Raw genomic sequence first — 20887 nt, 5'->3', positions numbered from 1 at the left:
GCGCGGGCGACCGCCGAACCGTATGCGAACGATTATGCCGGCGAAAGCGCGAGCCGCGGCAGCGCCGCGCGAGCGTTGGCCGTCGTGCCAAGGGCAAGCTCGTCCGGTCCGATGCCGCGCAGTTGCGCGAGCACTTCGCCGATGCGCGGCACCTGGTCCGGCGTGTTGCGCTCGCGATAGAGCCATGAGGGCGAGATGTCCGGCGCGTCGGTTTCCATCACGATCGCGTCGAGCGGCAGTTGCTGCGCCAGGCGGCGAATCTGCAACGCGCGCTCGAACGTCAGGTTGCCGCCAAAACCGAGATGCATCCCGTGATCGACATACGCGTGCGCCTGCTGGAAGCTGCCGTTGAACGCATGCGCGATGCCGCGCCGCACGCCGTATTTGCGCAGCCCCTTCAACACCGGGTCCTGCGACTTGCGCACGTGGCAGATCGCCGGCAGGTCGTAGTCGCGCGCAAGCCGCAGTTGCGCGTCGTAGAAGTGCTGCTGCCGCGCGGCGTCGAGGCCCGGCACGAAGAAGTCGAGGCCGATCTCGCCGATGCCGACGAAACGCGGATCGTCGAGGCTCGCCTCGATCTCACGGCGCAGCAGGTCGAGATCGTCGTCGCGCGCCTGCGGCGTATAGAGCGGATGGATGCCGAGCGCGTACACGCCGCCGTCGAGCCGGTGCGCAAGCTCGCGCACGGTCGCGAAGTTCTCGCGCGCGACGGCCGGAATCACGACCCGCGCGACCCCCGCGCGACGCGCGGCGTCGGCCACCGCGGCGCGGTCCGCGTCGAATTCCGCTGCGTCGAGATGGCAATGCGTGTCGATCCACATGGCGATGTCCTTATGGCGTCACCTGCGCGGCATGCTGCCAGCGGGCCGGCAAGCGCCCAACCCGCCAGCACGCCGCGCGCCCGCTCTGCTCAGACCGGCACGACCGGCTCTTCGTGCAGCGTGCCGTCGCGCAGCCGCACGATGCGGTCGCAGCGCGCGGCGAGGTCCGGGTCGTGCGTGACGATCACGAAACTCGTCTGGAACACGTCGGACAGTTCGAGCATCAGGTCGAACACGGTGTCCGCGGTGCCGCCGTCGAGGTTGCCGGTCGGTTCGTCCGCGAGCACGCACGCGGGTTTCGTCACCAGCGCGCGCGCGATCGCGACGCGCTGCCGCTCGCCGCCCGACAGTTCCCCCGGACGATGCCGCGCGCGATGCGCGAGCCCGACGCGATCGAGCGTCGCGAGCGCCTCGCGGCGCGCGTCCTCGACCGTCATCCGGCGGATGCGCAGCGGCATCGCGACGTTGTCGAGCGCGGAGAATTCCGGCAGCAGATGATGGAATTGATAAACGAAACCGAGCGCGCGGTTGCGCAGGTCGTTGCGCTCGCGCTCGGACAACTGCGTGAACGGCTTGCCGAGCAGCGACACGTGGCCCGTGCCCGGCTCGTCGAGCCCGCCGAGCACGTGCAGCAGCGTGCTCTTGCCGGACCCCGACGCGCCGACGATCGCGAGCTTCTCGCCGCGCCGCACCGACAGTTCCGCATCCTTCAGCACCTGCACGGACAGGCCGCCCTGGCCGAAGGTCTTCGAGATGCCGTGCGCTTCGAGCACGTACGGCTGATCGCCGGCCTGCGCCGGCAGCGTGCGATGGTCATTCATAGCGCAGCGCCTCCGCCGGACGGACCTTCGCCGCGCGCCAGCTCGGATACAGCGTCGCGAGCGCGGACAGCACGAACGCGATCAGGCCGATGCGGATCACGTCGGACGCGACCAGCTCGGACGGCAGTTCGCTGATGAAGTACACCGACGGCGGCAGGAACTGCACGCCGAACAGGTGCTCGATCATCGGCACGAGCCATGGAATGCTCCACGCGATCAGGCAGCCGAGCGCGACGCCGGTCGCGGTGCCGATGAAGCCGATCGTGATCCCCTGCACGACGAAGATTTTCATGATCGACGACGGCTGCGCGCCGAGCGTGCGCAGGATCGCGATGTCGGCCTGCTTGTTGGTCACGGTCATCACGAGCGACGACACGAGATTGAACGCGGCGACCGCGATGATCAGCGTGAGGATGATGAACATCATGCGTTTTTCGATCTGCACGGCGGAGAACCACGTCTTGTTCTGCTGGGTCCAGTCGCGGATGTACAGGTCGCCGGACAGCGTATGCACCAGTTGCCGCGCGACGGCCGGCGCGCGCTGCATGTCCTTCAGCCGCAGCCGCACGCCGCTCGGCGCCTGCAGCCGGTACAGCACCTGGGCGTCGCGGATGTTCACCAGTGCGAGCGTGCTGTCGTATTCGTAATGGCCGGACTCGAACACGCCGACCAGCGTGAACTGCTTCAGGCGCGGCAGCAGGCCGGCCGGCGTCATCGAGCCTTCGGGCGCGACCAGCGTGACCTTGTCGCCGACCTGCACGCCGAGACTCGTCGCGAGGTCAGCGCCGAGCACGATGCCGAAGCTGCCCGGCGTCAGGTCGTTGAGGCTGCCGGCCTTCATCTCGCGGCCGATGTCCGACACCTGCGGCTCCTCGGACGGCTCGACGCCGCGCAGCGCGACGCCGCTCACGGTGTCGCCGCGCGTCAGCAGCGCCTGCGCGTCGACGTACGGCGCCGCGCCGATCACCTCGGGGTTCTGCTTCGCTTCGCGCGCGGTCAGTTGCCAGTCCGGCATCGCGCCGGTCGGCGAGAAGATTTCGATGTGCGCGAGCACCGACAGCATCCGGTCGCGCACGTCGCGCTGGAAGCCATTCATCACCGACAGCACGACGATCAGCGCGGCGACGCCGAGCGCGATGCCCGACATCGACACGAGCGCGATGAACGAGATGAAACCGTTGCCGGTCGTGCGTTTGCCGGCGCGCGTATAGCGCCAGCCGATCTGCCATTCGTACGGAACTTTCAAGCCAATCCTTCTGGGCGCCCTGCGGGTTCGCCCGGTTTGTCGCACGCTGCCCGTGCGTCGTTGTGCTTCGTCGTTGCTTTGTCGTTGCCTCGTCGCTGCATGCGGCGCGGACCGCCGCCGCCGCGTCCGCCGCGCCGTGGTTCGCTGCCCGTTCGCTGCCAATACGGGCGTCGCGACGACACCGTCGCTACCTCGCCGCGAGATGCCGCCCGCGTCGAACCGGTGCGAACCTTGGTCGCGGCGAACAGGCCGATGGTTCCCTTCCCGTTCTTATCCGATCCATGCAGGGCGTCATGCGGCTCGCGACGCGGCCCGACATACGGCCAGCCGCGAAGTTTGCCACAGTCGCCCGCGCTTTCCCCGATCGCCGCGAGACCGCGCGCCCGGCTCGCGAGCCCCGTGCGCCGCATTATCGCCCCCAAGTCCCTGATTTGTATGGAGAGCCGCCGCGCGAACCCGCCACCGCGGCCGTTTCGGCCCGCCCGCGCGCGGAGCGCCGAAGTACAATGCGCACCATCATGCCCGTCGACCGACTTCATCTTCTCGTCCCGTTCGCGCTGCCTTCCGCGGCCGCCGCATCGATCGCACTCTCCGGCCTCGACTATCCGGCGCTCGCGAAACTCGTCGCGCGCGCGACGCTCGGCGAACAGGTGATCGGCGAGGACTTCCAGCGCACGCTGCCGCACGAACGCTGGGTCGCGAGGCAGTTCGGCGCGCTCGGTCCGAACGCGTCGGCGGCCGACGACGAAGCGCCGCTCGCGCCGTACATGCTGCTCGCGGACGGCGGCGCGCCCGGCGACGCGACGTGGGCGTGCGTGCAGCCGGTCCACGTGCGGATCGCGCACGACCATCTGGTGCTGATCGATCCGTCGTCGCTCGACCTGTCCGACGACGAAGCCGCGACGCTGTACGCGGTCGCGAAGCCGCTGATCGAGGAACTCGACGTGCGGGTCGTGGCGCCGACGCCGCGCCGCTGGTATCTGTCGAGCCACGCGTTCGGCGCGCTCGCGGGCGCGTCGCCGCTGCGCGCGAGCGGCCGCAACATCGAGATCTGGCTGCCGCACGAGGCGCACACCGGCGAACGCTCGCGCGCGTGGATGAAGTTGCAGAACGAAGTGCAGATGGCGTGGTTCGAGCATCCGGTCAACGAAGCGCGCGAGGCGCGCGGGCTGCCGACCGTGAACTCGATCTGGTTTCATGCGCAGGGCGCGCTGCGGCCGGTATCGAGCCCGTTCGCGCGGGTGCTGTCGAACGCGGTCGCAACGCGCGGCCTCGCGCTCGCGTCGCAGACCGCGAACGGCCCCGCGCCGATGACGTTCGCGGACGCGCTCGGCAAGCAGCAACAGCAGACGGCCGGCGCGACGCTCGTCGAACTCGATCCGTTCTCCGGCCCGTTCATCGAACAGGACTGGCTGCGCTGGAACGCGGCGTTCGCCGCGCTGGAGCGCGACTGGTTCGCGCCCGCGCTCGCCGCGCTCGAAAGCGGCGCGCTGCGCGAACTCGGCATCACGCTGTGCGGCGACACCGGCTCGGTAACGCTCGCGGCGACGCGCGGCGACCTGCGCAAATTCTGGCGGCGGCGGCTCTTCGCGTCGCTTTTCATCGAATGACCGTGCTCATGATCCCGCCCGTGTTCCTGCTCATGCTCCCGCTCACGTTCCTGCTCATGATCCTGTTTCCCAGCCGCCTCGCATGACCCGAATCGTTACCCGCGCCTGCTCCCCCGCCGACGCCGAAGTGCTCGTCCGCCACGGCCTGCATCCGGTGCTCGCGCGGCTCTATGCGTCGCGCGGCGTGTGCCGCCCCGACGAGATCGAAACCGCGCTCGCGCGCCTCGAACCGCCGGCCGGACTGAAGGGCATCGACGACGCGGCCGCGCTGCTCGCCGACGCGCTCGAACGCCGCCTGCGCCTGCTCGTCGTCGCCGACTACGACTGCGACGGCGCGACCGCCTGCGCGGTCGCCGTGCGCGGGCTGCGGATGTTCGGCGCGCAGATCGACTACCTGGTGCCGAACCGCTTCGAATACGGCTACGGCCTCACGCCGGAGATCGTCGCGCTCGCCGCGCAGCGTCCGGGCGGCAAGCCGGACCTGCTGATCACCGTCGACAACGGGATCGCGAGCGTCGAGGGCGTCGAAGCCGCGAACGCGCTCGGCATCGACGTGCTCGTCACCGACCACCACCTGCCCGGCGACACGCTGCCCGCCGCGCGCGCGATCGTGAATCCGAACCAGCCGGGCTGCACGTTCCCGAGCAAATGCCTCGCGGGCGTCGGCGTGATGTTCTACGTGCTGCTCGCGCTGCGCGCCGAACTCCGCAGGCGCGGCGCGTTCGGTGACGCGCTGCCGGAGCCGAGGCTCGACGGGCTGCTCGACCTCGTCGCGCTCGGCACCGTCGCGGACGTCGTGAAACTCGACGGCAACAACCGCGTGCTGGTCGCGCAGGGCCTGCAACGGATCCGCAACGGCCGGATGCAGCCAGGCATCGCCGCCCTCTTCCGCGCGGCCGGCCGCGACGCGCGCAGCGCGTCGGGCTTCGACCTCGGTTTCGCGCTCGGCCCGCGCCTGAACGCGGCGGGCCGGCTGTCGGACATGTCGCTCGGCATCGAATGCCTGACGACCGACGACGTCGGCCGCGCATGGGCGCTCGCGCAGCAGCTGGACACGATGAACCGCGAGCGCCGCGAGATCGAGGCCGGCATGCAGCAGCAGGCGCTGGCCGATCTGGCCAGCGTCGATCCGGCCGGCTCCGCGACGATCACGCTGTTCAACGAAAGCTGGCACCAGGGCGTGATCGGCATCGTCGCGGGCCGCCTCAAGGAGAAGTTTCACCGGCCGTCGTTCACATTCGCGCCGGCCGACGACGGCGGCGCGATCGTGAAGGGCTCGGGCCGCTCGATTCCGGGCTTCCATCTGCGCGATGCGCTCGACCTCGTGTCGAAGCGCGAGCCGGGGCTGATCGTGCGCTTCGGCGGCCACGCGATGGCGGCCGGCATGACGCTCGCGGCCGCCGACGTGCCGCGCTTCGCGGCCGCGTTCGAGCGGATCGGCCGCGAGTGGCTGTCCGACGACGCGCTCGCGCGCACCGTCGAGACCGACGGCGACCTGGAGGACGCGTATTTCACGCCGCAGTTCGTCGAGATGCTCGACGCGGCCGTCTGGGGCCAGGGCTTCCCCGCGCCGGTGTTCGCGGGCGAGTTCGACGTCGCGTCGCAGGCGCTCGTGAAGGACAAGCACCTGAAGCTGCAGCTGCTGCGCGGCCGCCAGCGTTTCAACGCGATCTGGTTCAACCACACCGACCCGCTGCCGGCGCGCACGACGCTCGCGTACCGGCTCACGCGCGACACGTGGAACGGCGTATCGCGCGTGCAACTGGTCGTCGAGCACGCGGCGGCCTGACCGTCCATCGGCTGCACGGAGGACCGCGCGCGTGCCGTCCCCACCGGTCAGGGCGCTCGATGCCGGTCGCCATCGGCCCCCTCCCACGCGCCGCCGCCCCGGCCCGCGCGAGGTTGCCGCGCGGCCGATCGGCTATAATTTCGTGTTTTACGCCCCGGACGAAGACACAAAATGGAAGCCGAACGCCTCAACGCCATAGAAGCCTCTCTGGCCGACCTGCGCCATCGCGCGGGCGAGCTACGGGGGTATCTTTGACTACGACGCGAAGGCCACGCGTCTAGTCGAAGTCAACCGCGAACTCGAAGACCCGAACGTCTGGAACGATTCGAAGCACGCGCAGGCGCTCGGCAAGGAAAAGAAGCTGCTTGAGGGTGTCGTCGACGTGCTGTCGTCGATCGACAGCGACCTGCGCGACACGCAGGACCTGTTCGACATGGCCCGCGAGGAAAACGACGACGACACGCTCGCCGCGTGCGAGGCCGACGCGGCCGGGATCGAGAAGCGCGTCGCCGACGTCGAGTTCCGCCGGATGTTCGCGAACCCGGCCGATCCGAACAACGCGTTCATCGACATCCAGGCCGGCGCGGGCGGCACCGAGGCGTGCGACTGGGCGTCGATGCTGCTGCGCCAGTATCTGCGCTACTGCGAGCGCAAGGGCTTCAAGACCGAGGTCCTCGAAGAGTCCGAAGGCGACGTCGCCGGCATCAAGAGCGCGACGATCAAGGTCGAAGGCGAATACGCATACGGCTTCCTGCGCACCGAGACCGGCATTCACCGGCTCGTGCGCAAGTCGCCGTTCGACTCGTCGGGCGGCCGCCATACGTCGTTCTCGTCGGTGTTCGTCTATCCGGAGATCGACGATTCGTTCGAAATCGAAGTGAATCCGGCGGATCTGCGGATCGACACGTTCCGCGCGTCCGGCGCGGGCGGTCAGCACATCAACAAGACCGATTCGGCGGTGCGGATCACGCACATTCCGTCCGGCATCGTCGTGCAGTGCCAGAACGACCGCTCGCAGCACCGCAATCGCGCGGAAGCGATGGCGATGCTGAAGTCGCGGCTGTACGAAGCCGAGATGCGCAAGCGCCAGTCGGAGCAGGACAAGCTCGAATCGAGCAAGTCGGACGTGGGCTGGGGTCACCAGATCCGTTCGTACGTGCTCGACAACAGCCGCATCAAGGATCTGCGCACGAACGTCGAAATCAGCAACACGAAGGCGGTGCTGGACGGCGACCTCGACGACTTCATCAGCGCGAGCCTGAAACAGGGCGTGTAACCTGCCGCGCGCGGCGGGCGGCGCGTGAACGGCGCGCCCTCCGAACCGCCGCGCGTCGCCCGGCACGGCCCGCAGCAACCGCCGCACGCGCCGCCACCGCATCCGAATCATCCCGAACACCGAGCCATCATGACCGAACCGAAAGAGGCCAACGCCCCCGTCGCCGCTGCCGCGGAAACGGACGACAACCAGATCATCGCCGAGCGCCGCGAGAAGCTGCGCGCGCTGCGCGAAGCAGGCGTCGCGTATCCGAACGACTTCCGTCCGACCCACCACGCGGCCGACCTGCAGACCGGATACGCCGACACCGACAAGGACGCGCTCGAAGCGCTGGCGCTGAACGTGTCGATCGCGGGCCGGATGATGCTCAAGCGCGTGATGGGCAAGGCGAGCTTCGCGACCGTGCGCGACGGCTCGGGGCAGATCCAGTTCTTCGTGACGCCGGCCGACGTCGGCGAAGCGACCTACGACGCGTTCAAGAAGTGGGACCTGGGCGACATCGTCGCCGCGCGCGGCGTGCTGTTCCGCACGAACAAGGGCGAACTGTCGGTGCGCTGCACCGAGCTGCGGCTGCTGTCGAAGGCGCTGCGCCCGCTGCCGGACAAGTTCCACGGCCTCGCGGACCAGGAAACGCGCTATCGCCAGCGTTACGTCGACCTGATCGTCACGCCGGAGTCGCGCAACACGTTCGTCGCGCGCACGAAGGCGATCTCTTCGATCCGCCGCTTCATGTCGGACGCGGGCTTCATGGAAGTCGAGACGCCGATGCTGCACCCGATCCCGGGCGGCGCGGCCGCGAAGCCGTTCGTCACGCATCACAACGCGCTCGACATGCAGATGTTCCTGCGGATCGCGCCGGAGCTTTACCTGAAGCGGCTGATCGTCGGCGGCTTCGAACGCGTGTTCGAGATCAACCGGAATTTCCGCAACGAGGGCGTGTCGCCGCGGCACAACCCGGAATTCACGATGATGGAGTTCTACGCCGCGTACACCGACTACGCGTGGCTGATGGACTTCACCGAACAGTTGATCCGCCAGGCGGCGATCGACGCGCTCGGCACCGCGACCGTCACGTACCAGGGCCGCGAGCTGGACCTGAGCAAGCCGTTCCACCGGCTGACGATCACGCAGGCGATCCAGAAGTACGCGCCGCAATACACGAACGAACAACTGGCCGACGCCGCGTTCCTGCGCGCCGAACTGAAGAAGTTCGGCGTCGATCCGAACCAGCCGGCGTTCCTGAACGCGGGCGTCGGCGCGCTGCAACTCGCGCTGTTCGAGGAAACCGCCGAATCGCAACTGTGGGAGCCGACCTACATCATCGACTACCCGATCGAGGTGTCGCCGCTCGCGCGCGCATCCGACCGCGAACCGGCGATCACCGAACGCTTCGAGCTGTTCATCACCGGCCGCGAGATCGCGAACGGCTTCTCGGAACTGAACGATCCGGAAGACCAGGCCGCGCGCTTCAGGAAGCAGGTCGAGCAGAAGGATGCGGGCGACGAGGAAGCGATGTATTACGACGCCGACTACATCCGCGCGCTCGAATACGGGATGCCGCCGACCGGCGGCTGCGGGATCGGCATCGACCGTCTGGTGATGCTGCTGACCGACAGCCCGAGCATCCGCGACGTGATCCTGTTCCCGCATCTGCGCCGCGAGGACTGACCGGTCGCCGCACGCCGTCATGTCGCATGACACAATCGGGGCGCCTACGGCCGATGCCGTAGGCGCCCCGAAACGTTTGTAACCGCAGGTAAATGCGCAGCGGGGCGCCGGGCATAGCCCTTGCGAAGAACCGCATGCGATCGTCGTTTGCGCCGCTCCCCGGCGAGGCCACGATGCGGCATACGACATGCCGTTACAAATTGAAAAACGCCGCCGGGCCGGATTGGCCGACACTGAGTCGTATCGACGATCAACTCTGCTCAAGACGGAGCCACTCATGAACGACACTCACCCGACCACACCGCCGACGACACCCAATCGCCGCCTGCATCCGCTCGTCGCGGCGGCGGCCGCCGCCGTCATCGTCGCGAGCCTTGCCGCGACCGCGGCGATCACCGGACTGTTCCCGAAAGCGTCGAGCACCGACGCGCAGAACGATCACACGCAGGCCGCGACCGTGCAAATGCAGCCGGCACCCGAAGGTTATCCGTCCGCGTCCGCGCAGTCGCCCAATGCCGCGGCGCCGGCCGCCCAGCAGCAGGCGGCGGAGCCCGCTCTCACGCCGGCCGCCCCGCCTTCGCCCTATGTGCAGCAACAGCCGCAGGCCGCGCCGCCGCAAGGCCAGTACGCGGAACAATCGCAGGTACAACCGCAGGCACAACCCGCGTATTGCGGCACCTGCGGCACCGTCGAGGCGGTGTCCGCCGTGCGTCACGAAGGCCACGGCACCGGCATCGGCGCGGTCGGCGGCGCGGTGGCCGGCGGCGTGATCGGCAACCAGTTCGGCGGCGGCGGCGGCCGCACCGCGATGACGCTGCTCGGCGCGCTCGGCGGCGGACTCGGCGGCAACGCGGTCGAAAAGCATCTGCGCAGTTCGACCAGCTATTCGGTCCGCGTGCGGATGGAGAACGGCAAGACCCGCTACTTCACGTATCACGAAGCGCCGCCGTTCCAGCGCGGCCAGCGCGTGAGGATCGAGAACGGCGCGCTGGTCGCGGGCTAGGCGTCCCGACCTTCGACCTTCCACCGTCTCCCAAACAAAAAGGCGATTCGCCGTTAAAGCGAATCGCCTTTTTTACGCGCGGAAAAATGCGTCGATCAGTAATCCGCGTCCTCGATCCACGCGGTCTGGATCGCCTCCAGGATCTTCTCGTTCGAACGCTCCGGATCGTCGTCGAAGCCTTCCAGTTCCGTCACCCACCGATGCAGATCGGTGAAGCGCACGTACTGCGGATCGATGTCCGGATGCTTGTCCGTCAACGCCATCGCGATGTCCTGCGTATCGGTCCATTTCATGGCTGGCACGCTCCTGTGGATGTCTTAGTGGTTTTCTTTCGCATGGTTGATCGAGTAGCGCGGAATCTCGACCACGAGGTCCGAGTCCGCCGGCACGAGCGCCTGGCACGACAGACGCGACGTCGGCTCCAGCCCCCACGCCTTGTCGAGCAGATCGTCCTCGTTTTCCTCGGACGGCTCCAGCGCGTCGAATCCTTCGCGCACGATCACGTGACAGGTCGTGCACGCGCACGACTTCTCGCACGCATGCTCGATCTCGATGCCGTGCGTAAGCAGCGCGTCGCACACGCTTTCGCCCGGCGTCGCTTCGATCACCGCACCTTCCGGACACAGTTCGACGTGAGGCAGCACCACGATTTGAGGCATTGTGAAATCCGTATCAAATAACTGCATGTCGAGCGCATGCGGCCGTCGGCTTTCGCATGCGCTTCATTCTACTGGCGTCGCGCGGTTTGCTGCATCGGGAAAGCACGCAGCGCGACGCCGCCTGCGGGCGGCCCCGCGTCAGCCGATCTCGTCGAGCTTGCGGCCCGCGAGCGCGCGGCGGATGCCCTTGTTCATCCGGCGCGCGGCAAACTCGTCAGTGCCGGCGGACAGCGCCTTGGTCGCCGCCTCGACCGCGTCCGCGTCGTCGCTTTGCGCGACCGCGCGCAGCGCATCGATCAACGCGTCGAGCTGCGCGCGTTCGGCCGCGTCGAGCAGTTCGCCGTCCGCCGCGAGCGCCGCGCCGGTCGCTTCGAGCAGCCGCTGCGCTTCGACCTGCGCCTCGCGCAATGCGCGCGCGCGCATGTCGACCTCGGCGGTCTTGAAGCTGTCTTCGAGCATCTTCGCGATGTCGTCGTCCGCGAGACCGTACGACGGCTTCACGACCACCGACGCCTCGACGCCCGACTGCTGCTCGCGCGCGAACACCGACAGCAGCCCGTCCGCATCGACCTGATAGGTGACGCGGATGCGCGCGGCGCCCGCCGCCATCGGCGGAATGCCGCGCAACTCGAAGCGCGCGAGCGAGCGGCAGTCGGACACCAGTTCGCGTTCGCCCTGCACGACGTGGATCGCCATCGCGGTCTGGCCGTCCTTGAAGGTCGTGAAGTCCTGCGCGCGCGCGACCGGAATCGTCGAATTGCGCGGGATGATCTTCTCGACGAGGCCGCCCATCGTCTCGACGCCGAGCGACAGCGGGATCACGTCGAGCAGCAGCCAGTCGTCGTCGCCGCCGCGATTGCCCGCGAGCAGGTCCGCCTGGATCGCCGCGCCGAGCGCGACGACCTGGTCCGGGTTCAGGTTCGTCAGCGGCGGCTGGCCGAAAAACGCCTCGACCGCGCGGCGGATCACCGGCATCCGCGTCGCGCCGCCGACCAGCACGACGCCCTTCACGTCCGCAGGCGTCACCTTCGCGTCGCGCAGCGCCTTGCGCGTGGGCGTCAGCGTGCGCTGCACGAGGTCCTGCGTGAGCGTCTCGAAACGCGCTTCGTCGATCGTCAGCGCGATATGCGCGCCGGTCGACAGCGTGACGTCCAGCGAAACCTGCGGCGCGGACGACAGCGCCTCCTTCGCGTCGCGCACGCGGTCGAGCAGCAGGCGCACGTCCTCCGGCGCGAGCGTCGCCGCGTCCAGCCCGCTTTCCGCGAGCGCGTAGCGAAACAGCGCGTGGTCGAAGTCGTCGCCGCCGAGCGCCGAGTCGCCGCCCGCCGCGAGCACTTCGAATACGCCCTTCGTCAGCTTCAGGATCGACAGGTCGAACGTGCCGCCGCCGAGGTCGTACACCGCATAAAGCCCTTCCGCGCCGTTGTCGAGGCCGTAGGCGATCGCGGCCGCGGTCGGCTCGTTCAGCAGGCGCAGCACGTTCAGGCCCGCGAGACGCGCGGCGTCCTTCGTCGCCTGGCGCTGCGCGTCGTCGAAATACGCGGGCACCGTGATCACCGCGCCGACCAGTTCGTCGCCGAGCGTGTCTTCCGCGCGGTAGCGCAGCGTCGCGAGGATTTCGGCCGACACCTCGACCGGGCTCTTCACGCCGTCGATCGTGCGGATCTGCACCATGCCGGGCGCATCGACGAAATCGTACGGCGCGTTCTGCGCGCCTTCGACGTCGGCCTTGCCGCGGCCCATGAACCGCTTCACCGACACGATCGTGTTGCGCGGATCGGTCGCCGCCTCGGCTTTCGCCGCGTGGCCGATGCGCCGGCCGCCATTCGCGAGATAACGCACGACCGACGGCAGCAGCAGGTTGCCGTCCTCGTCGGGCAGCACGTCGGGCACGCCGCTGCGCACCGCGGCGACCAGCGAGTTCGTCGTGCCGAGGTCGATGCCGACGGCAAGCCGCCGCTGGTGCGGCGCCGGCGCCATGCCGGGTTCGGAGATTTGCAGTAAAGCCATCTGTGATCTTTTCCAGGCCTTGCGGCCTTTAACCTGTTGTGCGTGTCGTTGCCGGCCGTTTCTGCGCGCTTTTGCGCGCTTTTACGCGTCCCTGCGCGGCGTTCAGCCTTCGAGACGCTCGATCTGCGTGTCGATCTCGCCGCCGACGCGCTCGATGAACATCAGTTGCCGCACCGCTTCCGCCGCCGGCTGGTTCGAGCCGCTGTCGAGCAGCGCGGCGAGCTTCGCGAAGCGCGCGCGCGTTTCGTCGCGCAATTCGGCGGCGAGCGTGTCGAGCGCACCCACGTTCTTCGCGCCGACCGCGTCCTCGATCGCCTCGCGCCATTCCATCTGCTGCATCAGGAACGCGGGCTCCATCGCGGTGTTGTTCTCCGCGCCGACGTCGATCCCGCGCAGATGCAGCAGGTAGATCGCGCGCTTGAGCGGATCGCGCAGCGTCTGGTACGCCTCGTTCGCGCGCGTCGCCCACTGCATCGCAACGCGCTTCTGCGCGTCGCCGGCCGCCGCGAAGCGGTCCGGATGCACCTGCGACTGCACGGTGCGATACGCGTGGTCGAGCGCGCCGGCGTCGAGCGCGAACTGCTCGGGCAGGCCGAACAGCACGAAGTGACTATCGGACAACGAGGAAAGCGAAGCCATCGGAATCTAGCGCCGGTCAGCGGGCGCGCCGCGCGTCGTGCGCGGCGCGCCCCGTCAAAATCAAAAAGGCGGCACAGGCCGCCTTTTCACCGCTCTCGCGCGGACTCAAACGCGGAAGGACTCGCCGCAACCGCACTCGTCCTTCACGTTCGGATTGTTGAAGCGAAAGCCTTCGTTCAGCCCTTCGCGCACGAAGTCGAGTTCGGTGCCGTCGATGTACGCGAGACTCTTCGGGTCCACGACGACCTTCACGCCGTGGCTCTCGTACACCTCGTCCTCGGTCGCGAGTTCGTCAACGTATTCGAGCTTGTACGCGAGCCCCGAACAGCCCGTGGTACGCACGCCGAGCCGCAACCCGACGCCCTTGCCGCGTCGCGTCAGATACTTCTGCACGTGCTGTGCCGCCTTTTCCGTCAACGTAATTGCCATAGCGTTTCCGTCGCGCTGCGCACCGTCGCTCCGGACCAGCCTTCCGGTCCGGCCGGCGACGCGGCCGCGCGAGCCTGCCTGCATTCCAAGTCGTTAATCCCGCGGCGCATCGCCGTGCGCTGCGCCGCCCCTGTCGCTACCGCCACTGCGCTCAGGCCGTCGCCTTCGCGTCGCCAGCCGCTTCCGCGGTTTCGGCATGACGCTGGCGATAGTCGGCGACCGCCGCCTTGATCGCGTCTTCCGCGAGGATCGAGCAGTGGATCTTCACCGGCGGCAGCGCGAGTTCTTCCGCGATCTGCGTGTTCTTGATCGACATCGCTTCGTCGAGCGTCTTGCCCTTCACCCATTCGGTGACGAGCGAGCTGGACGCGATCGCCGAGCCGCAGCCGTAGGTCTTGAACTTCGCGTCCTCGATCACGCCGTCCGCGCCGACGCGGATCTGCAGCTTCATCACGTCGCCGCACGCGGGCGCACCGACCATGCCCGTGCCGACCGCGTCGTCGTCCTTCGAGAACGAACCGACGTTGCGCGGGTTTTCGTAGTGGTCCAGAACCTTGTCGCTATATGCCATGATCAACTCCTTGATTCGTTGCTGGCCGCGCGGCAACCGGTGCGCTGCGGCCGGGTCGAGGTTATATGCGCTTATCCGCGCGGCGCGTCAGTGCGCGGCCCACTGGATCGTCGAAAGATCGACGCCGTCCTTGTGCATCTCCCACAACGGCGACAGGTCGCGCAGCTTCCCGATCTTCGTCTTCAGCAGGTTCACGACGTAATCGACTTCCTGCTCGGTCGTGAAGCGGCCGACCGTGAAGCGGATCGAGCTGTGCGCGAGTTCGTCGTTGCGGCCGAGCGCGCGCAGCACGTACGACGGCTCCAGCGACGCCGACGTGCACGCCGAACCCGACGACACCGCGACGTCCTTCACCGCCATGATCAGCGATTCGCCTTCGACGAAGTTGAAGCTGATGTTCAGGTTGTGCGGCACGCGCTGTTCCATGTCGCCGTTCACGTAGACCTCTTCCATCTCGGTGAGGCCGCGCAGCAGGCGGTCGCGCAGCATCCGGATGCGCTCGTTCTCGGTCGCCATCTCTTCGCGCGCGATGCGGAACGCCTCGCCCATGCCGACGATCTGGTGCGTCGCGAGCGTGCCCGAGCGCATGCCGCGCTCGTGGCCGCCGCCGTGCATCTGCGCCTCGATGCGCACGCGCGGCTTGCGGCGCACGTACAGCGCGCCGATGCCCTTCGGCCCATAGGTCTTGTGCGCGGAGAACGACATCAGGTCGACCTTCAGCTTCTGCAGGTCGATTTCCGCCTTGCCGGTGGACTGCGCGGCGTCGACGTGGAAGATGATGCCCTTCTCGCGGCAGATCTCGCCGATCGTCTCGATATCCTGGATCACGCCGATCTCGTTGTTCACGTGCATCACGGAAACGAGGATCGTGTCCGCTCGCAGCGCGGCCTTGAACACGTCGAGGTCGAGCAGGCCGTCGGGCTTCACGTCCAGATACGTGACCTCGAATCCTTCGCGCTCCAGCTCGCGGCAGGTGTCCAGCACGGCCTTGTGCTCGGTCTTCACGGTGATGACGTGCTTGCCGCGGCTCTTGTAGAAGTGCGCGGCGCCCTTGATCGCGAGATTGTCCGATTCGGTCGCGCCGGAGGTCCAGATGATTTCGCGCGGGTCGGCGTTCACCAGCTTCGCGACGTTCTCGCGCGCTTCCTCGACCGCATGCTCCGCGGCCCAGCCGTACGAGTGGCTGCGCGACGCCGGATTGCCGAACTGCTCGCGCAGGTACGGAATCATCTTGTCCACCACGCGCGGATCGACCGGCGTCGTCGCGCTGTAGTCCATGTAGATGGGCAGGTGGGGAATGTCGTTATTCATCTATCGCTCCGGGGAATCTGTGTATTGCTCTGCCTGCTCGTGGTCCGCGCGCGTGTCGCGCTCAGGAACCCGCCATGTTGAAGATGGAGTTCGGCCCCTTCGGCACCGTGCGCACCGGCTCGACGGCCGGCGCCTCCGCGCGGCGGTCGCGCAGCACCGTCGGCGCGGCACCCTCTTTCGCGCGCTGCTGATCGACCAGATCCTTCAGCGACACCGAATCGAGGTACTCGACCATCTTCTGGTTCAGCGTCGACCACAGCTCGTGCGTCATGCAGTGGCCGTCGTGCTGCTTGGTCCCTTCGCAGGCGCCCTTGCCGCCGCACTGCGTCGCGTCGAGCGGCTCGTCCACCGCGATGATGATGTCCGCGACGGTCACGTCCTCCGCGCGGCGCGCGAGGTTGTACCCGCCACCCGGTCCGCGGACCGACTCGACGATTTCATGGCGGCGCAGCTTGCCGAACAACTGTTCGAGGTAGGACAGCGAAATGTGCTGGCGCTGGCTGATACCCGCAAGCGTCACCGGGCCCTGCTCCTGGCGCAGTGCCAGGTCGATCATCGCCGTGACGGCGAAACGGCCTTTCGTGGTGAGTCTCATGATGTAGGGGGAACCGCAATTCTCGACAATTTTCGTCAAGTATAAATACATGACTAGTTTAGTCAAGTATCCATGGTGCGAATCGGGTTATAAGCAGGCGACGAATAGCGCGAAACCGGCGGAATCCGTCGAGCCCCATCGCGCGCCCTGTGAGCTCAACCGGCGAGCCGCGCGCGAAGTTCGTCCAGCAGACCCGCGCAGGCCGCTTCGCACTGGTCGAGCACCGCTTCGAAGCCCGCCGCGCCGCCGAAATAAGGGTCGGCCACTACGCGGCTACCGGCTTGCGGTGCAAAGTCCATCAGCAATCTTATTTTTTCGCGTTGCGCGGGCGGACAGACCCGGTGCAGCGCGGTCACGTTCGCGTCGTCCATCGCGACGACCAGGTCGAAGCGCCCGAAGTCGCCGGCATCGATCTGCCGCGCGCGCAACGCCGACAGATCGTAGCCGCGCCGACCGGCCGCCTGACGCGCGCGCTCGTCCGGCGCTTCGCCGATGTGCCAGTCACCGGTGCCCGCCGAATCGACGCCGATCCGCTCCACCAGGCCCGCGTCGGCGACCAGCCGCCGCATCACGCCTTCGGCGGTCGGCGAACGGCAGATGTTGCCGAGACACACGAAGCAGACGGAAACCATGTTCATCGTATTGGCGGGCACAGCGTGGGAGTCGCGATTATACAAAGCCGCGCCAGACTTCGCCCGGCGCTGACAGAAAACGTGTCAGATGGCTTGCGACGACGGCACACCCGCGCCGTGCGGCATCGCCTTCAACGCGGCAGCGTCGCGGTCCGAGCCGACAATGCCGTACGACACCGCCCGCGCCAGTTCGGCGGTCAACTGGTCGGCAGCCAGCGGCATTTGCGCGGCGGCGGTATTCCATGCGTGGGCCAGTGCGATCGCTGCCAGCGGCACGATCACGGCGAGTGGCCAGTACACCGATATTGTCTTTCTCATGATGCGGATCTCTCTCGACGGGGAGCGACAGGCCTGAGCGCACTATCGCTAATTGAGATGATATAGATTCACGCAATCGGGAAAAACCGGGTACAGATGAACACACTGTTGCTTGCCACTAAACAGTGACGGAAAGGCGCACACCCGCGTGGCACGCTGCCGCGCCCGTCCGGCTGACCCGCGCGGGAAGTCAGCCCTGATGGCTGCGCTGCGCCGCATACAACTCGCGGAACGTGCGCCCGACCGGCGCCGGCAGGTCGCGGCCGTCGGTCCAGCCGCGCGCGAGCGGCAGCCGCCGGATCAGCCGCGCGCGGCCGCCCATCCGTTCGAGCACGCGCACCGCGAGCCGCGTCACGGCCGAATACGCGGCCGGGTGCAGCGCGAACCAGCCCCACACCGCGAGCGCCGCGCGCTCGCGCCATGGCCGCAGGCGCCGCTCCGTCTGTTTCTCGCGCAGCTTGCGCAGCAGGTCCGACAGCGGAATCCCGACCGGACAGACGCTGTTGCATTCGCCGCACAGGGTCGCCGCCTGCGGCAGATCGAGCGCGTTGTCGAGCCCGACGTAACTCGGCGTCAGCACCGATCCCATCGGCCCCGGATAGACCCAGCCGTAGGTATGCCCGCCGACCTTCTGATACACCGGACAATGGTTCATGCACGCGCCGCAGCGGATGCAGCGCAGCATCTCCTGGAACTCGCCGCCGATCAGCCCGGTGCGCCCGCCGTCGACGAGCACCACGTACATATGCTCCGGACCGTCCCTGTCGTCCGCGCCGCGCGGGCCGGTCAGCACCGAGAAATAGTTCGACGTCGCCTGGCCGGTCGCCGAGCGCGGCAGCAGGCGCATCGCGGTCGCGAGGTCTTCCAGCGTCGGCAGCACCTTCTCGATGCCGGTCACTGCGACGTGCACGCGCGGCATCACCGTGCACATCCCCTCGTTGCCTTCGTTGGTGACCAGCACGACCGAGCCGGTCTCCGCGACGAGAAAGTTGCCGCCCGTCACGCCCATGTCCGCCGACAGGAAGTGCGGCCGCAGCACTTCGCGCGCCTCGCGCGTCATGTCCGGAATCTCGGTCAGGCGCGGCTTCGCGTGCGTTTTCGCGAACAGGTCCGCGATCTCGTCCTTATCCTTGTGGACGACCGGCGCAATGATGTGGCTCGGCGGCTCGTTGCCGTTGATCTGCAGGATGTACTCGCCGAGGTCCGTCTCGATCGACTGGACGCCCATCTCCGCGAGCACGGCGTTCAGCTGCATTTCCTCGGACACCATCGACTTCGTCTTGATGACCTTGCGCACGTCGTGGCGGCGCGCGATGTCCGCGACGAGCCGCGCGGCGTCGCGCGCGGTCTGCGCATACAGCACGGTGACGCCGCGGCGCGTCGCCTCCGCCTCGAACTGTTCGAGCCACACGTCGAGGTTGTCGAGCGCACGGTTGCGGCGTTCCTTCAGCGCGGCGCGGGTCGCCGGAAAATCGATCGCGGCGATCGCTTCGGCGCGGGCCGTCACGAACTTCGTCGACAGCTTCGTCAGGTTCTGCTGCAGGCGCTGGTCGGCGAGCTTCTGGCCGGCGCGCGCCTTGAACTGCATCGATTGGACTTGCATGGCGGGGCTATCGGGTCGGGGAGCGGAGCGTGGGCCGGGTTCGAACCGGCTGCGTGAACGGCCTGGCGGGCATGGCGCGCATCAGACGTCGCCGGCCAGCACCTGCGCGACATGCAGCACGCGCGTTGTCGTGTCGCCGGTGCGGCGCAGCCGGCCTTCGATGTTCAGCATGCAGCCGAGGTCGCCGAGCACGACGGCCGGCGCGCCGCTCGCGCGCACGTTCGCGCACTTTTCGTCGACGATCGCGGTCGAGATGTCGCCGTACTTCACCGCGAACGTGCCGCCGAAACCGCAGCAGTGTTCGCAGTCCTTCATCTCGGTCACCTCGACGCCGCGCTGCGCGAGCAGCGCGCGCGGCTGCGCCTTCACGCCGAGTTCGCGCAGTCCCGAGCACGAGTCGTGGTACGCGACCGGCCCCTGGAACTCGCCTGGCGCGAGTTGCACCTTCGCGACGTTGACGAGGAAGTCGGTCAGTTCGTACACGCGCTCGCGCAGCCGCCCGTAGCGCGCCATCAGTTCCGGATCGTCGCGGAACAGGTCGCCGTAATGCACGCGGACCATCCCGCCGCACGAGCCCGACGGCACGACGACGTAGTCGAACTGCTCGAATTCGCGCAGCGTCTTTTCCGCGAGATCGCGCGCCAGCGCGCGGTCGCCGGAGTTGTACGCGGGTTGTCCGCAGCAGGTCTGCGCGGGCGGCACCATCACGTCGAAACCGGCCTGCTCGATCAGCTTGAGCGCCGAAAACCCGATTTCGGGACGCATCGTGTCGATCAGGCAGGTGACGAACAATCCGACTCGCATGAGGGCTCCTTTGGAAAATCGCCCTCGATTATCCGCTGTTTGGCGAACGATACCAACGCGCGTTCGTACGGAGCGCATACAGAAAACCATGATGCGCCGCAACGGCAAATCCGGCCGCACGCTTACTTTTTTCACCATACGAGATACAATCGGCTTTCCGGCGTCTGACGCGTCAATCGACCACTGATCCCATGAGCGACACCAATCCGGATCCGAAGACTTCGATTCAGGTGATCGAGCGCATGATGCGCCTGCTGGACGCGCTCGCCGCGCACAGCGATCCGGTCAGCCTGAAAGAGCTTGCGCAACGCACCGAACTGCACCCGTCCACCGCCCACCGCATCCTGAACGACATGGTCAGCTGCCGGCTGGTGGACCGTTCCGATCCCGGCACCTACCGTCTCGGCATGCGGTTGCTCGAACTCGGCAATCTCGTGAAGGCGCGGCTGTCGGTGCGCGACGCGGCGCTGATGCCGATGCGCGAACTGCACCGGCTCACCGGCCAGACGGTCAACCTGTCGGTGCGCCAGGGCGACGAGATCGTCTACATCGAACGCGCGTATTCCGAACGGTCCGGCATGCAGGTCGTGCGCGCGATCGGCGGCCGCGCGCCGCTGCATCTGACGTCGGTCGGCAAGCTGTTCCTCGCGGCCGACGAGGCGAACCGCGTGCGCGCGTATGCGACCCGCACCGGGCTGTCCGGCCATACGCGCAACAGCATCACCGACCTCACGCGGCTCGAACGCGAACTCGCGCACGTGCGCCAGCAGTCGTGCGCGCGCGACAACGAAGAACTGGAACTGGGCGTGCGCTGCATCGCGGCGGGCATCTACGACGATACCGGCAAGCTGGTCGCCGGGCTGTCGCTGTCCGCGCCGGCCGACCGGCTTCAGGATTCGTGGCTCGGCCAGGTGAGCAAGACCGCGCTGACGATCTCCGAGTCGCTCGGCTTCCATCCGCAGCCGACGGACGGGCACGCGCATCCGGCGCAGCAGTCCGCCTGATCCGCGCCACGGGTCACGCGTCGCGGCCCGGCGCTTCCGCCCCAAACGAAACGCCCCGCAACTGCGGGGCGTTTGCAT

21 protein-coding genes are annotated in these 20887 nt (G+C 67.9%); 6 read left to right on the top strand and 15 right to left on the bottom strand.

The features are described 5' to 3' along the window. Positions 1-32: 32 nt before the first annotated feature. The 3 genes from BLV92_RS07570 to BLV92_RS07560 form a co-directional block, all read right to left on the bottom strand. Positions 33-821 carry a TatD family hydrolase gene (locus tag BLV92_RS07570; RefSeq protein WP_090543687.1) on the bottom strand — a complete coding sequence of 263 codons (789 nt, stop codon included), beginning with the start codon at positions 819-821 and terminating at the stop codon, positions 33-35. An 89-nt stretch (positions 822-910) separates the two neighbouring features. Next, positions 911-1642, bottom strand: coding sequence for an ABC transporter ATP-binding protein (locus BLV92_RS07565; protein ID WP_090543685.1), 732 nt, complete (start codon positions 1640-1642; stop codon positions 911-913). After that, a complete protein-coding gene (locus BLV92_RS07560) occupies positions 1635-2888 on the bottom strand; it encodes a lipoprotein-releasing ABC transporter permease subunit (protein WP_090543683.1) in 1254 nt (417 codons plus the stop codon). The genes BLV92_RS07565 and BLV92_RS07560 overlap by 8 nt, the downstream gene beginning before the upstream one ends. A gap of 506 nt (positions 2889-3394) precedes the next feature. On the opposite strand from BLV92_RS07560, the gene BLV92_RS07555 reads away from it, so the two are divergent. The 5 genes from BLV92_RS07555 (at position 3395) to BLV92_RS07535 (ending at position 10234) form a co-directional block, all read left to right on the top strand. Continuing rightward, positions 3395-4498, top strand: a complete 1104-nt coding sequence (locus BLV92_RS07555; protein ID WP_090543682.1) for a regulator — start codon at positions 3395-3397, stop codon at positions 4496-4498. Positions 4499-4580: 82 nt separating this feature from the next. Then, positions 4581-6287, top strand: a complete 1707-nt coding sequence (recJ, locus tag BLV92_RS07550) for a single-stranded-DNA-specific exonuclease RecJ (protein ID WP_090543680.1) — start codon at positions 4581-4583, stop codon at positions 6285-6287. A gap of 171 nt (positions 6288-6458) precedes the next feature. Then, positions 6459-7563 (top strand): peptide chain release factor 2 gene (prfB, locus tag BLV92_RS07545; RefSeq protein ID WP_110332474.1). Its coding sequence is split into 2 segments (ribosomal slippage): positions 6459-6539 and positions 6541-7563, totalling 1104 coding nucleotides; the frame shifts between segments, so codons are not numbered across the junction. A 129-nt stretch (positions 7564-7692) separates the two neighbouring features. Further along, positions 7693-9231 carry a lysine--tRNA ligase gene (lysS, locus tag BLV92_RS07540; RefSeq protein ID WP_090543678.1) on the top strand — a complete coding sequence of 513 codons (1539 nt, stop codon included), beginning with the start codon at positions 7693-7695 and terminating at the stop codon, positions 9229-9231. 277 nt (positions 9232-9508) lie between these two features. Beyond that, positions 9509-10234 (top strand): glycine zipper 2TM domain-containing protein, encoded by a 726-nt coding sequence (locus BLV92_RS07535; RefSeq protein ID WP_090543676.1) that lies wholly within the window; start codon positions 9509-9511, stop codon positions 10232-10234. A 95-nt stretch (positions 10235-10329) separates the two neighbouring features. Here the strand turns inward: BLV92_RS07535 and iscX are convergent, their stop codons facing one another. From iscX to BLV92_RS07475, 12 genes are all read right to left on the bottom strand, one after another. Continuing rightward, on the bottom strand, positions 10330-10527 hold the full coding sequence (gene iscX, locus BLV92_RS07530) for a Fe-S cluster assembly protein IscX (protein ID WP_090543675.1): 198 nt from the start codon (positions 10525-10527) through the stop codon (positions 10330-10332). 24 nt (positions 10528-10551) lie between these two features. Then, positions 10552-10893 carry an ISC system 2Fe-2S type ferredoxin gene (gene fdx, locus BLV92_RS07525; protein WP_090543673.1) on the bottom strand — a complete coding sequence of 114 codons (342 nt, stop codon included), beginning with the start codon at positions 10891-10893 and terminating at the stop codon, positions 10552-10554. Positions 10894-11031: 138 nt separating this feature from the next. Further along, positions 11032-12903: a Fe-S protein assembly chaperone HscA gene (gene hscA, locus BLV92_RS07520; RefSeq protein WP_090543671.1), complete on the bottom strand. Its 1872-nt coding sequence runs from the start codon at positions 12901-12903 to the stop codon at positions 11032-11034. 102 nt (positions 12904-13005) lie between these two features. Further along, positions 13006-13542 (bottom strand): Fe-S protein assembly co-chaperone HscB, encoded by a 537-nt coding sequence (gene hscB / locus BLV92_RS07515; RefSeq protein WP_090543669.1) that lies wholly within the window; start codon positions 13540-13542, stop codon positions 13006-13008. 105 nt (positions 13543-13647) lie between these two features. Beyond that, complete coding sequence (iscA, locus tag BLV92_RS07510) at positions 13648-13971, bottom strand: iron-sulfur cluster assembly protein IscA (protein WP_090543667.1); 324 nt, start codon at positions 13969-13971, stop codon at positions 13648-13650. Positions 13972-14122: 151 nt separating this feature from the next. Next, a complete protein-coding gene (iscU, locus tag BLV92_RS07505; protein WP_090543665.1) occupies positions 14123-14542 on the bottom strand; it encodes a Fe-S cluster assembly scaffold IscU in 420 nt (139 codons plus the stop codon). 87 nt (positions 14543-14629) lie between these two features. Then, the gene (locus BLV92_RS07500; RefSeq protein ID WP_090543663.1) at positions 14630-15853 is read right to left on the bottom strand and encodes an IscS subfamily cysteine desulfurase; all 1224 of its coding nucleotides are present in this window, start codon (positions 15851-15853) and stop codon (positions 14630-14632) included. Positions 15854-15914: 61 nt separating this feature from the next. Then, positions 15915-16448, bottom strand: a complete 534-nt coding sequence (gene iscR / locus BLV92_RS07495; RefSeq protein WP_090543661.1) for a Fe-S cluster assembly transcriptional regulator IscR — start codon at positions 16446-16448, stop codon at positions 15915-15917. 155 nt (positions 16449-16603) lie between these two features. Next, positions 16604-17086, bottom strand: a complete 483-nt coding sequence (locus BLV92_RS07490; protein WP_090543659.1) for a low molecular weight protein-tyrosine-phosphatase — start codon at positions 17084-17086, stop codon at positions 16604-16606. Positions 17087-17164: 78 nt separating this feature from the next. Then, the gene (locus BLV92_RS07485) at positions 17165-17398 is read right to left on the bottom strand and encodes a hypothetical protein (protein WP_090543657.1); all 234 of its coding nucleotides are present in this window, start codon (positions 17396-17398) and stop codon (positions 17165-17167) included. Positions 17399-17588: 190 nt separating this feature from the next. Continuing rightward, positions 17589-19001, bottom strand: coding sequence for a lactate utilization protein B (locus BLV92_RS07480; protein ID WP_090543655.1), 1413 nt, complete (start codon positions 18999-19001; stop codon positions 17589-17591). Between the two features lie 81 nt (positions 19002-19082). Continuing rightward, positions 19083-19805, bottom strand: coding sequence for a (Fe-S)-binding protein (locus BLV92_RS07475; RefSeq protein WP_090543653.1), 723 nt, complete (start codon positions 19803-19805; stop codon positions 19083-19085). Between the two features lie 191 nt (positions 19806-19996). On the opposite strand from BLV92_RS07475, the gene BLV92_RS07470 reads away from it, so the two are divergent. After that, positions 19997-20809 (top strand): IclR family transcriptional regulator, encoded by an 813-nt coding sequence (locus BLV92_RS07470; protein WP_090543651.1) that lies wholly within the window; start codon positions 19997-19999, stop codon positions 20807-20809. Positions 20810-20887 lie beyond the last annotated feature (78 nt).

Origin of the sequence: Paraburkholderia caballeronis (assembly GCF_900104845.1) — a bacterium.
GTDB lineage: Bacteria > Pseudomonadota > Gammaproteobacteria > Burkholderiales > Burkholderiaceae > Paraburkholderia > Paraburkholderia caballeronis.
This window is presented reverse-complemented; position numbering and strand designations above follow the sequence as displayed.